Below are 14,604 nucleotides of genomic sequence, written 5' to 3'. Positions count from 1 at the left end.
TATAAAAAATCAGCGATAGGACAATAAATTAGCAGATATCGATTAAAAACGCACTAAGTAATTATTCATTTTCATTTTTTTGATAACGACAACAAGCGTTAAGCCAATTGGGGCCTCACCTAAAAGCTCTTCACACTTCAAAACCAAATCCAATATGCTGCGAATTAATTTTGAGAATGCTGTTTGTTTATATCTAAACTCTTCTTTAATTGGTTGATTCATTATCTTCTCAAAGAAAAATATGCAAAGTAACCTAATAAGTTCCAGTAACTAACGTTCACTTTCAACCTTACAACCTTCTAAACTTTTTAACTTTCTTACTAAATCTTAGGCTATTACGATCATACCTCCGATAATGTCCCCAAGTCTTGTCACGCTTGCCATAAAGATGCATGTGTGCAGGAACCGTAAGAACTAGATAACCATCTTTTTTTACAAACGTGAATAAGTTATCTAGTGCTTTTGCATCGTCTTTGATGTGCTCGATGACATCGGATGCGATTACCACATCAAAGTTTTCGTCACCATGAAGATTAGTGATATCTCCCTGCCGAATTGATACATCCTTAAGCTTGAAGTCTTTACGCATCTCATGCACCTGATCTTTTTCAAGTTCAATTCCCTCTACCTCAAACCCACGGTCCTTAAAAAACTTTAGGAATAGACCATTACCAGCTCCAACATCTATGAAAGATCCTTGCTTTATAGGAAGTTTCTTAAGTATGAATCGTGCTAGATTGGTTATACGAAGATCGTAGTCCGAGGTAGCTAAAGTTAGTTGCTGAGTGCTTAAATCCTTCATTTAACTTTGATGTTACGCGCTATTTCTTTTTTGTATTTCGTATCGTTTTAAATCAGCTTCAACCATCATCTTCACCAACTCGGGGAACGTGACCTTTGGAGTCCAACCAAGTTGTTTCTTAGCCTTTTCAGCTTTACCCAAAAGGTTTGGTACCTCGGCCGGTCTCTTGAATCGCGGGTCAATAGTAATGTAACTTTTCCAATCAGAGATTCCAGCAGCATCAAATGCCAGCTCCACAAACTCCTGAACGGTATGAGTCTCACCCGTTGCAACAACGTAATCATCTGGTTCTGCTGCCTGAAGCATTAGATGCATAGCCTCAACATAGTCCCCAGCAAAACCCCAGTCTCGCTTGGCATCGAGATTGCCTAGTCGCAACTCTTTTGCCAAACCGTGCTTGATCTTTGCAACTCCATCTGTGATCTTTCTTGTTACAAATTGAATTCCTCGAATTGGAGACTCATGATTGAACAATATTCCATTACATGTGAACATTCCGAAGGACTCTCTGTAATTAACGGTCATCCAGTAAGCATAGACTTTTGAGACTCCGTAAGGACTTCGGGGATGAAACTGCGTATTCTCATCCTGATAACCATTCTCAATTCCGGTTCCAAACATCTCAGAAGTAGAGGCTTGATAAAACTTGGTGGTGGGGGACAGAAGTTTAATCGCATTTAGCATATAAAGAACTCCTAAAGAGTTGACTTCGGTCGTATGTTTTGCCTGTTCCCAAGAAGAGCCGACAAAGGACTGGGCTGCAAGATTGTATACCTCATCTGGTCGTGCATGCTTAACAACACCCATTAAAGAAGACTCATCGGTAAGATCACCCTCTATAAAGTTAATGTCCTTTGAGATTCCAAGATAGTCGGTATTCTGAAAATTCGGATTTGAGTATCGCGACATCATTCCGTATACCTTATACCCATTATCTAAAAGATGTTTTGCTAAGTAAGGTCCGTCCTGTCCCAAGATTCCAGTAACCAGTGCTGTTTTTGCCATATGCAATATATTGTAGCGTATTTAAAACGTTTTATGTGCTATTTCTAGCCTAATATCATAGAATATAACATGCTCAAGAAATTTACAATATTTCTTAAACACCCCACCAGTATCCACATCTACATAAATACTTTAGGAAACTACCTGAATACCGCCTTTACCGCTATCTTTGCGCTAGTTTTGGTACGAGCCATGACACCGGCGGAGTACGGAGTACTTGGAGTCCTGTTAGGGGTCTCGTATGTACTGGCTAACATCTTTGATTTCGGTACAACTGCAACTATCTACTCGTATCTGCCTGCAATGCTGGAGAAACGGACCGGCAATCTCTACAACTTTGTAAAGACGCTTTTTATCTACCAAACAATTTTTGCAACGGCATCTGTCGTCATTCTGCTCTTTACCTTTAGTTGGCTTGATAAATATTTTTTTAAAACTGGCGCAGATCAACTAACAATCTATCTAGTTTTTCTCGGGGTCATATTTTTTATCTGGCAGAACTTTATATCAAATGTACTTCTGGCAGGAAAGCATTTCTTTAGGGTTAACTTATATGTAAACATCTCAAATGTAATAAAGCTCGCATTACTTGGAGTACTTGTCTACACAAATCAAATAACGCCCGCCTCTGTCATCCTCGTTTTTAGCGTTCTTGGGTCGATAGCTTTCTTTATACCTCTTCTGTTTGAAAAGCGTTCAGCAATTCGGTCTGTTGTCGGTTCACGCTTTGATAGAACCGAGCTAAAGTTCGGCTACACACTTACATACTTCGCATCAACACAACTTTACAATCTTGCACTAAGAATGGATCTTTTTATGCTCTCGTTTTTTGGGCTGCGAAACGATGTGGGGTTCTACGCCCTTGCGCAGAAAATTATTCTCTCAATTATCACCTCAATAATCAGCGTCACCCAGGTCCTTTCACCGTTGTTCTCAAAAGCTAGCACTAAGAGAGACGTTCAAAAACTTCTTAAGCCCGGATTGCTTTATCTCTCTGTTCCGGCCATCTTATTTGTAATTTTATTTTTTATTCCTGATTCACTATTTAGACTACTTTTTACTGAGAAGTTTGTAACCGCATCTCAGATAGCCAAAAGCCTTTCGTTTCCGTTCATCATTTTCACATACAGTAACTTTTTGCTAATCTTCATGCTTTATACAATAAAGAAGCCTGCCTATGTTCTTCTTTCCAATGCAATATTTTTTATTGGAATGACAGTAGGGTGTCTTATCTTTATTCCGAAACTTGGCGTCTTTGCGCCTGCCTGGGTTATTGCCGCATCAATTAGCGCATCATCAATTATCCTCGGTATTACATCATTCCATGAATACAAAAAGCTCGAGAACTAAGTTCGCCTTCATCATTCCGACTCTTAGTAATAGAGATGGTCTTGTTGCGGTGCTTGGTGACATTCAACGTGAATATTCAAATGCTCACGTAATAATCGTGAATAACGATACGACTCCTATTATCAACATCGACGCTTCTTCATCTTTGCAGATAATTACTCTAGACCAGAATCGCAACACTGGGTTTGCAAAGGCCTGCAACGACGGTGCAAAAGCAGCGAGAGAACATTTTGGTCCCGAGCATCTCATTTTTCTAAACGACGACATACGTTTTACTTCCGATTGGGTAGAGGAGTGCCTGAAGACTATGGAGCATAAAAAATGGTTCGCCACAACGCCACTTCTGAAAAAGCCTGACGGTTCGTTGGAAAACATCGGGTATAAAGTCCTCCCGCAAGGCAAGATTAAGCTTGCGCTACACGATTCGCGATCTACGATACACGAATCAGTGGACGGTCTCACGGCGGCCGCACTTGTGATAAAGACTGATGACTTTTTCTCACTCAAAGGCTTTGACGAAAGATTCTTCGCATATCTTGAGGATGTGGATCTCTTTATGACCGCGAAGGAGAAAGGAAAAAAATTCGGTACCACAACAAATGTTTTTGTAGTTCATCACGGACAAGTAACATCATCCTCAATGAAAACAAGAAAAGCTTGGCTCGATACCAAAAACTGGTACTTGTTGTTATCCAAGCACTGGACCAGAGAGATGCTTGCCAAACACTTTGGATCGATTGTAGCCGAGCGTCTCAGAAATATTTCTGGACTAATCAAATCACTTATCTGATTTTTTGAAGAGGTAGAATATTGTCTCACCAGCAGAGTTTGAAGATATCATCTGCTTGGGTTCAAATTGATCAAGCTCCCATGTTTTCAAAGATCTAAAGTCAAGCTCACCTTCCTCTGATACCACAAGAAGTCTTTCTGAAATTGAGTACTCTTGCTCTCCCATAACCTTGTGTCCCAGAAGCTTAAGGATGTAGCGGTATTCATAACCTAAGGTTGCCATAGGATTATGCGCAAAGTATGCAACGCTAATGCTCGAGCTATCCAGTGGCATTTTCTTAACAGCAATCGAAGTATTTGCGTACAGTCTCTCAAACGGACGATATGCGTCAGCGTAGTTTGATTTCGGGAAAAGTAACATCGACCAAATAACAATCACCATAAGTGTTGGGTACCAAAATCTCGCTTTAACTCTACCTATCACATAAATAAAAAGACTCTGGACCCCAATCAAGAGTGGGAAAGCATAGTGGAATGCGACCTGATACCTAAGAGCTAGATTAAAGATTACAACTACCGATATCAGCAAATACGTCGCACGTTTCGCCTTTACATCCTTTGAGATAAAGGCAGTTGCAGCTGACAAAAATAGGAGAACCGCAACCGTTGGAGTTATCCACTTAGATAAAAAGTTATCGATCTGAAAAAAGCTAATTAAATAGTTTGGGGAAGCCTTCATCATCGATGCAGGACTGTTCGCACTCAGAAATGCAGAGTAGGACTTTGTTATAAAAGTATTTGTGAACATGATAAAGTTGTGTCTCAGCTCAAAAAAGACTAGTGGGGAGAATAGCATAGCCGCTGCCAGACAGAATAATCCAAACCTAATCAAAACTTCTTTTGGTTTAACCTTGGTAAATGATGCGAGAAAGAAAGGAGCAAGTAAAAAAACCGATGCAGGATGGAAGTTGAGAATAAGACCAGACATTAGTCCCATATAGACATAGAAGGCTCTATTTTTTTTGAGGTATAGGAATAGTATTGACTGCAGAAACAATGCAGCAATATATGAATACGCATTTCCTGGATTACGAGCCGAAAATAAGAAATAAGGAGTAATGCTGATCCAGACACTACCTAGTCCAGCAAACACCGTTCCATGATTTTTCCTAAGGACATAAAAAATTGTAGTTGTTAAGATGGCAGAGAAAACCGCATTGCTTGCAACCAGACCATATGGCCAATTTTGAGTTAGGTAAACAAACGGAGCGAAGATGTAATAGTAATACGGACCTAGATAATAGCCACCAAAAGATAGCTTCGGCCCAAGAAGAGTAAATGTTCCATGAATGATGTCCCAGATCCACATCATGTCCCTCCCCATATCGGGATTGAAGTTGCTACTACTAAAAAGTTTGTAGGTGTTTAATAATAGAACATACGCAAAAAAAAGAACCTCGGGAATAAATTTTCTTATCTTTTCCATATCTGATACTCAACGCCTCTAAATGAAACTTCCTTACTCAATATGTATTTTTTCTGCTTCATATATGCTGTAGTATCAAAGCCGTAAATCTCCTCTGCGTATGGTACAACTATGACATCACCTTTACTAGTCGTGCATGATCGTGCATCACTAGTTATGAGTTTAGAGTTGTAGTAATGAAGCGGATCAAATGACGAGGGGAGTGAGCAGACATGGTTTGACGGAAGATCTGCAACCAAAGATTTCCAATCTTCTCTATGAAATGAAGGTCCTAATAGATAGATTAGCGAAAAAACAATGAAACCTCCAACCATCAGGTATCGATGCCAGCTTTTATAAATAGCGACTGCGAGCAACATCGAAAAAAAAGGAAGTATGTAGATAAATCTGAAGTACTGTAATAGTGGCTTATAAAAAGAGATTGCAAATCCTAAAAACACAGGCATTTTAAGATAGAAAAAATATTGATCGTACTTTTTTGTTTGTAACCCTAATTGCGCTAACCAATATCCGATATAAGCAACCCAAACGCCAGAAATCCCATAATATAGCCACTTTGGTTCAAAACTAATGCGACCACTTGTAAGCTTTATTGGAATCAAAAATAAATTCTTGAGATTTGCTTTACCTAGGGTCAGCGACCAATTAGGAATAGCCTTTAAAACCTCTCCAGAATTTTTTAGCTGAACTATAAAAAGAGGGGAGAGAATTGTCGAAGCAAGCACTGTTCCAGGTAACAGATACGTCAGTAATTTGAATTCTTTCTTTAAAACTAAATAGAGATATAAAGATGCTATAAAAAATATCGAGCCATAAAATGTGGCCAGCGATAGTGCGATAAAAATATTAGCCAAAATTATGTGCCTAGCTTTAAACTTGTAACTTGTAACCAGCTTGCCCTGAGCGGAGCCGAAGGGTAACTTTGTAACGCTCCAGAAAATTAATGTGACCAGGAGCGTTACGATCGCATACATTCTCGCTTCCTGCGAGTAGTAAACTACAAGGGGATTGAATAGAAAAAAAGCAGCTGCCCAAATCGCAGTCGACTTTACGGACTTTATAGACCTTATAGACTTTACGACTATCTGGTATACAACCCACCCAGTCAAAAGCGAAGCGATTACCGACGGCATTCTCAGAGCTATTTCCGAGTAACCAAATATATTCGTCCAAAATTTTACAAATAAATAATAAAGTGGGGGATGAAAGTCGTGAGGAGAAAACTTTGTAATAATATCTAAGTATCCATACCTCATTACGACATTGGCAGTAGTTGTTTCATCAAGCCAGAGTGATTGATTTAGATTTATAACTCTAGCCAAAAACGCGAGGGTAATTAGCAATATTGCTTTTTTATCTAAACTCATATAACTTGTATTGTATCCAATTCTTTTTGGTTGTGCAGTTGTTACTCTGGCTTGATATTGACAATTTCAAAGCTATAATAGAAAAATGACAGAAAGGCAAAGGCCAACTCCAAGTCAGGAAAAAGCATCCTTTATCCGCAATCCTATTCTTGTTACCAAATTTAGGATAAACTCCCGCCAGATCTTTAGAACGAACGGTAGATTAGATCTTGCAAATAAACTAGCTAATCTAACCCACGTTCCTAAAGCGGTAAAGGCTCGGGCCGTAGATGAATTAAGGGTTTTAAATAAAAGGCTCGATACGCTACACGGTAAGAACCAAACGCTTCGAAGAGCGTTGTTTGATAGAGATAGAACAAGATAAGCTTAGCCTGCCTCATCGTCCAATGATAGTAGCAAGACCCTACTACGATGCTCTTTGGTATAATATATATCTAATGCGGGATTAGTTAAGTGGTATAACATCACTTTTCCAAAGTGAGATTGGGGGTTCGATTCCCCCATCCCGCTCCAGTTTTCACCCTTCAAATATGCACAACCATGCTCCAGACAATTACAAATGTCCTCTGTGTATCTCTATTTCGGGAATCGAAAGTGAAGATACTATGATGATGCAGGATGATATTTTTTACAAAGACGATCTCGTCAGCGCTGCTATCAACTCCAAGTTTGTAGGAAATAACCCAGGGCACGTAATCATATTTCCCAATGTGCATTATGAAAACTTCTACGATATGCCTGCTGAGGTAGATCAGCAAATAATGAAGATTGCAAAACGTGTTGCAGTTGCTTTAAAAGATCTTAGAAAGTGTGAGGGAATTACCTTACAACAGAACAATGAACCTGACGGAGGACAACACGCGTTACATTATCATATGCACATCTTCCCTAGATATAAAGATGACAAGTTGCTTGAGAACATGAGTAATGTACGAATTTCCTTACCAAGTGAAAGACTGGACTATGCAAACGAACTAGTGGAGTACTTCGAGAAAAATGGAAGCTAAGACTTACTTACCTTATTATAAAGATTTTGGCTCTTATCAAGCTCCTCAGGTCGATTGATTCCAATTCCTACTTCCTCAAATGGTACGGGAAGCGCGACGATCTTCTTTCCATGATCATATGCGAGCTCCAGAAGTTCGGTAAGATAGTACTCTTGAGTTACCGCTGACTTTGTAATCTGTGGGAGGTATTCCTCAAGAAAATCATAACTAAAACAGTACATTCCAGGATTAATTTCTTGAATACTTCGCTGGTCATCTGTCGCATCTTTCTGCTCAGCTAATCCGATAACCTCTTTTTTTTCATTTCTTAGTACTCTTGCCCAAGCAAGACTATTTGGATCGTCGTATATTGCTGTCAACAACGACAAAGAAGCTCCCTCATTTTGGTGAAGTGCAACCAAATCATTCAACCTTGCAGATTTATAAAACATCATGTGGTCCCCGTATCCAACAAGGATCATATCCGGCTTTTTGATTTCCAGTTCCTTGAATCCAACCTGAAGCGCATGGCCGGTCCCAAGTTGATCTGCTTGATAGGCATAAGTAACTTTCATACCCTCAAGTGAGATTTTCACCGTCTCGGCCAAAGAACCCACGACAACTACGACCTCAGACGCTACAGACTGCATTACCTCGACTGCGTACTTGATAATTGGCTTACCATGAAAGGGGAGAGCAACCTTATTTTCGGTGGTTGATTTCATTCGCGTTCCTTTACCTGCGGCTAAAATAATAGCGGCAACATGAGCACCAGACATTCAGAGATTATAGCAAAATAACAAAATTTATGATAAATTGACGGTATGGGACTTGTTGTAAATCTATTTATTAGTACCGCCGCTGTTCTCATTTCCTCATATATAATCCCTGGAATCCACGTAGCCGATCTTTATACCGCAGTTATTCTAGCAGTAGTTCTTGGAATTCTTAATACCGTTATCAAACCAATTCTTATTCTTCTTACTCTTCCCATAACCATTCTTACGCTCGGACTTTTTACACTCATCATAAACGCAGGATTGGTAATACTTGCGGGAAACATTGTGCCTGGGTTTTCGGTGAATGGATTTTGGCCCGCTCTTCTATTCAGTATCACTCTGTCAATCGTCGGAGGCTTCTTAAACTCAATGAAAAAAAGCGACTAAGAGAAACTTAGTCGTCCTCACGCCTGTCTGCCTATAGGAAGGTCCTGTCGGGAACGATGTAGAAAGACTAATGATTCCAACCGTTTGGATGATCTTTATAGAACTTTGCGAGCGTCTTAATGCTTTGCTCTAGTGAGTGGGTTGGCTCCCAGCCAAGAAGTGACTTTGCCTTCGAGTAGTTCGCAAAAATTTGTGCAACTTCACCAATTCGTCTTTGTGCTGAGTCAGCAACAGGAAAATCAACACCCATCACTCGCTTTATCTCATTTATTACCTGTAGTACGCTGTTGCCGGTTCCTGTTCCTAAATTAAAGACCTCGCTTTTATCATTTTTTACTAGATATTCATAGGCCTTCACATGGGCATCTGCAAGATCAACAACGTTTATATAGTCCCGAACAGGACTCCCATCTGGAGTTGAGACCTTCTGATAATTAAGTTCGAATTGTTTGAGTCCTAAGGCTCCCTTGATCGCATTTTGCATGAGTCCAAATGTCTCTCGCTTAGCATCTCCAAGAACACCATCGTCGCTTGCACCACAAACATTGAAGTATCGAAGTGAAATGTATTTCAGTTTTCCCAATTGATCATACCACTCAAGTATTTCTTCACATATTTTTTTTGTGGCTCCGTATGCACTTGCCGGTCGTTGAAGAGGAAAAGTTTCGTCAACAGGAGGATTGTTCACTTCTCCATAGACAGTACAACTACTACTAAAGATGAAGCGTTGAATATGACTAATGATAACTTGCTGTAATAGTTTCTGCGTGCCAATAACGTTATTCGTGAAATATTTTTCAGGAACATGCATACTCTCACCAACATTGAGCAGAGCAGCAAAGTGCAAGACAGCATCTATACCGGGTTCTTTTGCAAAGACCTCGGCACCACCGTCTACGGTTAGATCGGCTGAGTAGATGAAAAGCTTCTCTTGACCAAACTCTTTCTGTAGTAGTTCTAAAGGCTGTTTGAATCCTTGAGAAAAATTATCGAGCGCAACAACAGTGTATCCCGCAGCCAAAAATAGCTTAGCCGTGTTAACGCCGATATATCCACCCGCTCCAGTAATTAATACCTTTGCCATAGCCTATTATAGTTTTAAAAACGGTAAATTAGTACCTAAAAATTTAATAATAAATAAGAAATAAAAATTAAAAACTATCCTTGAGCTTATGAAACGGATGCCAGTGTAGTCGTCCCTCGGCAAGATATATTCCACCAAAAACCAACAGGGAACCGATAAAGTAGAAAATATCAGGCTTTTCACCCAACAATGGCCATGCAACAAGAAGCGCTACAACCGGATCCATATAGGCGAACATTCCAACGTCTGATGCGTTGATTTTATTTAGTGCGTAATGAATTAAGGTATACGCACCAAGAGAAACAAAAAATATTCCAAACAATAAGGCAAACCAACCACGTGCGGTGACTTCCTCAATTGACCAACTCTGCATCTCGCCGAATGTGAACGGTAAAAAACATAGAGCTCCTGATACAAAAACTACAAGAGATATTTGTAGTGCTCCGACCTTTCCTGACAACTTCTTAATAAAGAATGCGTGAAGAACTCCAAAAATAGTTGCAACAAACAAAAGTAAGTTTCCAATAGATTGTTGATGGTGGACTACTGTGCCATTGAGAATTAGAGGCGCAAGAACTATCGTCATAATTCCTCCCAGTGAAATAATCATTCCATAGAATTTTTTGAGGTTAAATTTTTCACGCAAAAAAAACAGTGCAATCGCGTACAAAATAACAGGACCTGAAGAGGCAATTACCGGCGCGACAATACTTTGAGTTCGCTGCAATCCTAGGAAAAAAAACCCTATATGAAGTCCTATACCGCTTATTCCGGCGAGTAATAGAAGAGCCCAATCCTTCTTAGCAAGTGGTTGCCAGCGAGAAACGACAAATGGAGCGATCAGTAGTGATGCGCTTGCAAAGCGAATAAATGCCAATATAAAAGGTGGAATCTCAGTAAGTCCCATCTTCATAATTGGCGCCGTCACGCCCATGATTACATTCGCTATTATGATTGCGAGAAATGGATTCATATTAAAATTTCAAAGCTCAAAGTTCGAATGCCAAACAAAATTCAAAGCTCAAAGTTTAAATATTTGAATTTAAGATTTTAGGCTTTATTTGATATTGGAATTTTGATATTTAGATTTGTGCAAAAACACTATTAGTTCTGCGAGTACTCCCGTCAAGATAACCTGTAGACCAATAATGATCAAGAAAATTCCGGCAAGAAGAAGAGGCCTCTTATATAACTCAACACCATAGAATAATCGCTCAATTGTTAGCTCGAGAGTAATTATCGATCCGAGAATAAAAGCAACCCCACCGATAGGACCAAAAAAGTGCAGAGGCTTTTCGGAAAACTTAAATACAAAGTAGGTGGTAACGGTATCAAAAAGTCCGTACATAATTCTCTTCACACCGTACTTAGACTTACCCTTGAGACGAGGGGAGTGCGTTACAACTACCTCAGATGTTTTAAAGCCTCGCTGATGAGCAAGTATTGGTAAAAATCGATAATTATCACCATAGAGTGGAATTTCCTCAAGTACCTCTCGACGCATCGCCTTAAAACCACAGTTGATGTCGTGAAAGGTAGAGTGGAGGAGCGGCTTAAGCAGTATAGCGTTAAAGATCGATGAAGGCAGAGTCTTAGAGATCGGATCAATCCTTTTCTTTCTCCATCCATTGACGAGGTCCGAACCTTTTTCGATCTCCTCCAGAAAAAGCGGTATTTCTTCAGGACTATCCTGAAGATCTGCGTCCATAAAAACAATCACGTCCCCTTTCGAGTTGGCAAGTCCGGTCTCTAAGGCTCGGCCCTTCCCTAGCTGTTTGCGATGCACGACGACCTTTGCATCTACAGCATACTCATCGGTAGATCCATCATCGACCAAGATGATTTCACTCTTTTCCTTAAGACCACCAAGAACTTTGTTGAGACGCTCAAGAAGAGCCGGTAAATTTTCTTTTTCGTTGTGGAATGGAACAATAACGCTAATCATAATTTTTAATTTGAATTTTTTAGTTTTTATTCAATTACTAATGTTCTAATTATTCTATTTCCTACCTATCGACAAGCAGGTCTAAACAAATACCCAATTCCCAATTAGCGCTTGGGATTTTTATATTATTTAGGTTAATTAGGAATTAGATCAATTAGGTTAATTTATAAACGTTTGTATACCTCAAAGTTTTCCCTCTTATCTATTAGCACATACCGTAGATCGCGGACGAGCTTTTGATAGACCGGAATTAGCGTTTCTTTATCGTGGTATGTAAAGATCTCACTAGGTCTTATGATAACATAATCGGCAAGATCGTAATATTGCGAAAAGTAATAGAACTTTCGGCGAGAGCTCAAGAATGTGCCGACGTTCCCGGTTGCTGCAACGGGGATAGAATCGTCTTGAAGCCTATACTCCCATTCTCGAGCATCCTTTGCATTTTTCTGTGGAGAGAACACATAGAGATCCCTCTGTACTGAATAAGGAAGTGGGCTCATAGTGATGGAGAAATATGCTGAATATAAAAGTGCGATACCGAAGAATAAATGAGCGACATGAGGTGAGAGACGATATGCTCTTCGAAGACCATATATTGCTGAGATAAAAATAAATGGAGTAATAACTGCCGTGTAGTGAAAAACCACACTCCTCATGTTTGCTTCTTGCGAGAGAAGATTAATTGCGAACTCTGGCAATGCAATTAAAATCACAGGGGAGAGCAAAGACAAAAATCCAAGTGGTGCAAACAGGTTCCACAGATACTCGAAGGTGCTCTTTCTAAATAACGTAGAGATTATATTGATATTTTCATACCTACTGGTGGCGAAGTGACCTTCCCCTCTGAAAAAGGGGATCATCACGAAAAATGAGAACAGAACCCAGACTACACTGAAAGTAGATACGAGCAACCCAAACCTTATATTTTTGTCTGTTTTATAATTTGAAATTAGAAATTTAAAGTTTGAATTTAAATTAAAAATTTTAAATTTTAAATTCAGTAACACAACATATATTCCAAATAATGCTGTTGTTAGCCCCACCTGCTCCTTGGTGATCAAACTCAAAACTAAAAAAAGCAAACTCCATGAATGCTTTTTCTCGAGCCAATAATAAAACATGAATAATAGAAATGAAGTGCTGAGTACCACCGAATGAAAGTCGAAACGATTAGCGAGCTGTAGAGGCACGTAGAAGAGATAACTAACTGCAAAAATAAGTGAGTACAGTTCGGGATGCGTAATTTTTTTCAGCACATGCATTCCTATCCCATATACCGCCAACGCTCCCAGTCCAAGAACTACAGACTGCGTAACGAGCAGTACCTCAGGAGATGGATAAAGGAAATACAACGGTGCAAAAAGAGCGAGAATAATATCGTTGTGAACGGCTGAGCGAATGAGCTGCGTGGGACCTGTGGGATCGGTATGCTCTAAAAATCTCCCAAAATCTCCAGTCTGTAAAGCTTTATAACTGTTGTACACAACATGATGCATTATTCCCAGATCGAAGTAGTTGGCATACATATTGCGATACCGAAGGACAGAAAAGGTAGAGAAGAAGATTATGTAGACAGAGATAAAAAACCAGAGTATCTTCTTCATGAATTATTAATTTTTAATTTGTAATTTGTATTGAAATTATATTTTTTAAAAATTTAATAAAAACTAAAAACTAAAAACTAAAAATTACTTGTTACCGCTGTGGTACTTCGCATGGATCTCCTTAAGTTTTGGATCTGTAATATGGGTATAGATCTGAGTCGTTGAAATATTGCTATGACCCAACATCATCTGAACGGATCGAATATCTGCACCATGTGAAAGAAGGTCGGTAGCGTATGAATGTCTCAAAACGTGGGGTCCAATTTTCTCTACAAGACCCGCTTTCTTTCGATACTTCTCAATGAGCCGCTCTATTGATCTCACAGATAATCTTTGCTTCTCACTGTTGAGACCTTCGCCAGAGGTCGGACCTGAGTATCGAATAAAAAGGGGATTATAGGGATCTTTGCGAATATCAAAATATTTTCTTAGCCATTCCTTCGCATCTGTGGTGAGAAACACAACGCGTGCCTTGCCACCTTTACCAATAACTCCTATCTCACCGCTTTGCAAATTGATTTTATCTCGATTAAGCGCAACCAGCTCAGATACACGAAGACCCGTAGAGAACAACATCTCAAGCAAAGCTCGGTCTCGCACTCCCATTTCGTTCTTAACGTCCACGCTCTTAAAAAGTAAGGTGAGTTTGTCTTCTTCAAGATGCTTGATCTTTCTATCTCGGGATTTACCAAGTTCAATTACCTCAGCAGGAATAACCTTGAATCTTTGCTTTGAGAGATACTTTAAGAAAGATCGAAGCGCTACTAAGAAATATGTCTGAGTCTGCCTTGCAAGAGGTCCTTTGTGGGGATTTTTGTAGTTATGTGAAAGATAGAGACGAAAACTGCGGATATCCTCCTCAGTAATTTTTTCTATCTCATAATCTGGTTGCTCACCAGCCTTCACGCGATCGGCAAAGTCTGGCATCTTATTTTTCAACAGCCAATCTTGGAAGAACCCAAGATAGTACCCATACATTTTTACGGTCTTTAGGGAGAGATTACGATCAAGCTCCGAGTACTCCAAAAACCGCAGTATCGCTTCTCTTATTCCCATAATTTCATATTAAGCGACGTTCGT

Annotated in this window: 16 protein-coding genes and 1 tRNA gene; 6 read left to right on the top strand and 11 right to left on the bottom strand. The window is 39.6% G+C overall.

All coding sequences use genetic code 11. From position 1 onward, the window contains the following. Positions 1–42: 42 nt before the first annotated feature. From IPH70_01430 to IPH70_01420, 3 genes are all read right to left on the bottom strand, one after another. Positions 43–222, bottom strand: a complete 180-nt coding sequence (locus tag IPH70_01430; protein ID QQR64167.1) for a hypothetical protein — start codon at positions 220–222, stop codon at positions 43–45. 67 nt (positions 223–289) lie between these two features. Beyond that, positions 290–802, bottom strand: coding sequence for a class I SAM-dependent methyltransferase (locus IPH70_01425; GenBank protein QQR64166.1), 513 nt, complete (start codon positions 800–802; stop codon positions 290–292). Between the two features lie 12 nt (positions 803–814). Beyond that, positions 815–1,807 (bottom strand): GDP-mannose 4,6-dehydratase, encoded by a 993-nt coding sequence (locus tag IPH70_01420; GenBank protein QQR64165.1) that lies wholly within the window; start codon positions 1,805–1,807, stop codon positions 815–817. 69 nt (positions 1,808–1,876) lie between these two features. On the opposite strand from IPH70_01420, the gene IPH70_01415 reads away from it, so the two are divergent. After that, complete coding sequence (locus IPH70_01415; protein QQR64164.1) at positions 1,877–3,157, top strand: oligosaccharide flippase family protein; 1,281 nt, start codon at positions 1,877–1,879, stop codon at positions 3,155–3,157. After that, positions 3,132–3,947, top strand: coding sequence for a glycosyltransferase (locus tag IPH70_01410; protein ID QQR64163.1), 816 nt, complete (start codon positions 3,132–3,134; stop codon positions 3,945–3,947). The genes IPH70_01415 and IPH70_01410 overlap by 26 nt, the downstream gene beginning before the upstream one ends. Here IPH70_01410 and IPH70_01405 read toward each other — a convergent pair. Next, entirely contained in the window at positions 3,936–5,372 is a 1,437-nt protein-coding gene (locus tag IPH70_01405) for a hypothetical protein (protein ID QQR64162.1), read from the bottom strand. The two genes, IPH70_01410 and IPH70_01405, sit on opposite strands and share 12 nt — an antisense overlap. Next, positions 5,360–6,739: a glycosyltransferase family 39 protein gene (locus tag IPH70_01400; GenBank protein QQR64161.1), complete on the bottom strand. Its 1,380-nt coding sequence runs from the start codon at positions 6,737–6,739 to the stop codon at positions 5,360–5,362. Before IPH70_01400 ends, IPH70_01405 begins: the two co-directional genes overlap by 13 nt. A gap of 85 nt (positions 6,740–6,824) precedes the next feature. Between IPH70_01400 and IPH70_01395 the strand changes: the two genes are divergently transcribed. From IPH70_01395 to IPH70_01385, 3 genes are all read left to right on the top strand, one after another. Then, a complete protein-coding gene (locus IPH70_01395) occupies positions 6,825–7,103 on the top strand; it encodes a hypothetical protein (GenBank protein QQR64160.1) in 279 nt (92 codons plus the stop codon). Positions 7,104–7,178: 75 nt separating this feature from the next. Beyond that, positions 7,179–7,252 (top strand) — tRNA-Gly (locus IPH70_01390). Between the two features lie 17 nt (positions 7,253–7,269). Continuing rightward, positions 7,270–7,746: an HIT family protein gene (locus IPH70_01385; GenBank protein ID QQR64159.1), complete on the top strand. Its 477-nt coding sequence runs from the start codon at positions 7,270–7,272 to the stop codon at positions 7,744–7,746. Here IPH70_01385 and IPH70_01380 read toward each other — a convergent pair. Beyond that, the gene (locus tag IPH70_01380; GenBank protein QQR64158.1) at positions 7,743–8,504 is read right to left on the bottom strand and encodes an NTP transferase domain-containing protein; all 762 of its coding nucleotides are present in this window, start codon (positions 8,502–8,504) and stop codon (positions 7,743–7,745) included. The genes IPH70_01385 and IPH70_01380 overlap by 4 nt on opposite strands. Before the next feature lie 45 nt (positions 8,505–8,549). On the opposite strand from IPH70_01380, the gene IPH70_01375 reads away from it, so the two are divergent. Then, complete coding sequence (locus IPH70_01375) at positions 8,550–8,891, top strand: phage holin family protein (protein QQR64157.1); 342 nt, start codon at positions 8,550–8,552, stop codon at positions 8,889–8,891. 67 nt (positions 8,892–8,958) lie between these two features. On the opposite strand, the gene galE is transcribed toward IPH70_01375, so the two are convergent. From galE to IPH70_01350, 5 genes are all read right to left on the bottom strand, one after another. Continuing rightward, positions 8,959–9,975 (bottom strand): UDP-glucose 4-epimerase GalE, encoded by a 1,017-nt coding sequence (galE, locus tag IPH70_01370; GenBank protein QQR64156.1) that lies wholly within the window; start codon positions 9,973–9,975, stop codon positions 8,959–8,961. Between the two features lie 67 nt (positions 9,976–10,042). Continuing rightward, positions 10,043–10,948: a DMT family transporter gene (locus tag IPH70_01365; protein ID QQR64155.1), complete on the bottom strand. Its 906-nt coding sequence runs from the start codon at positions 10,946–10,948 to the stop codon at positions 10,043–10,045. An 84-nt stretch (positions 10,949–11,032) separates the two neighbouring features. After that, positions 11,033–11,920, bottom strand: a complete 888-nt coding sequence (locus IPH70_01360) for a glycosyltransferase family 2 protein (GenBank protein ID QQR64154.1) — start codon at positions 11,918–11,920, stop codon at positions 11,033–11,035. A gap of 164 nt (positions 11,921–12,084) precedes the next feature. Further along, positions 12,085–13,524 carry a DUF2079 domain-containing protein gene (locus IPH70_01355; GenBank protein ID QQR64153.1) on the bottom strand — a complete coding sequence of 480 codons (1,440 nt, stop codon included), beginning with the start codon at positions 13,522–13,524 and terminating at the stop codon, positions 12,085–12,087. A gap of 84 nt (positions 13,525–13,608) precedes the next feature. Continuing rightward, positions 13,609–14,580 carry a tyrosine-type recombinase/integrase gene (locus IPH70_01350; protein QQR64152.1) on the bottom strand — a complete coding sequence of 324 codons (972 nt, stop codon included), beginning with the start codon at positions 14,578–14,580 and terminating at the stop codon, positions 13,609–13,611. Positions 14,581–14,604 lie beyond the last annotated feature (24 nt).

Source organism: Candidatus Roizmanbacteria bacterium, from assembly GCA_016699265.1.
Classification (GTDB): Bacteria; Patescibacteriota; Microgenomatia; order UBA1406; family GWC2-37-13; genus CAZLQR01.
This window is presented reverse-complemented; position numbering and strand designations above follow the sequence as displayed.

Coding starts and splice junctions, on each gene's coding strand:
- IPH70_01430 (QQR64167.1), bottom strand. CDS start 222: ATGAATCAACCAATTAAAGAAGAGTTTAGATATAAACAAACAGCATTC.
- IPH70_01425 (QQR64166.1), bottom strand. CDS start 802: ATGAAGGATTTAAGCACTCAGCAACTAACTTTAGCTACCTCGGACTAC.
- IPH70_01420 (QQR64165.1), bottom strand. CDS start 1,807: ATGGCAAAAACAGCACTGGTTACTGGAATCTTGGGACAGGACGGACCT.
- IPH70_01415 (QQR64164.1), top strand. CDS start 1,877: ATGCTCAAGAAATTTACAATATTTCTTAAACACCCCACCAGTATCCAC.
- IPH70_01410 (QQR64163.1), top strand. CDS start 3,132: ATGAATACAAAAAGCTCGAGAACTAAGTTCGCCTTCATCATTCCGACT.
- IPH70_01405 (QQR64162.1), bottom strand. CDS start 5,372: ATGGAAAAGATAAGAAAATTTATTCCCGAGGTTCTTTTTTTTGCGTAT.
- IPH70_01400 (QQR64161.1), bottom strand. CDS start 6,739: ATGAGTTTAGATAAAAAAGCAATATTGCTAATTACCCTCGCGTTTTTG.
- IPH70_01395 (QQR64160.1), top strand. CDS start 6,825: ATGACAGAAAGGCAAAGGCCAACTCCAAGTCAGGAAAAAGCATCCTTT.
- IPH70_01385 (QQR64159.1), top strand. CDS start 7,270: ATGCACAACCATGCTCCAGACAATTACAAATGTCCTCTGTGTATCTCT.
- IPH70_01380 (QQR64158.1), bottom strand. CDS start 8,504: ATGTCTGGTGCTCATGTTGCCGCTATTATTTTAGCCGCAGGTAAAGGA.
- IPH70_01375 (QQR64157.1), top strand. CDS start 8,550: ATGGGACTTGTTGTAAATCTATTTATTAGTACCGCCGCTGTTCTCATT.
- galE (QQR64156.1), bottom strand. CDS start 9,975: ATGGCAAAGGTATTAATTACTGGAGCGGGTGGATATATCGGCGTTAAC.
- IPH70_01365 (QQR64155.1), bottom strand. CDS start 10,948: ATGAATCCATTTCTCGCAATCATAATAGCGAATGTAATCATGGGCGTG.
- IPH70_01360 (QQR64154.1), bottom strand. CDS start 11,920: ATGATTAGCGTTATTGTTCCATTCCACAACGAAAAAGAAAATTTACCG.
- IPH70_01355 (QQR64153.1), bottom strand. CDS start 13,524: ATGAAGAAGATACTCTGGTTTTTTATCTCTGTCTACATAATCTTCTTC.
- IPH70_01350 (QQR64152.1), bottom strand. CDS start 14,580: ATGGGAATAAGAGAAGCGATACTGCGGTTTTTGGAGTACTCGGAGCTT.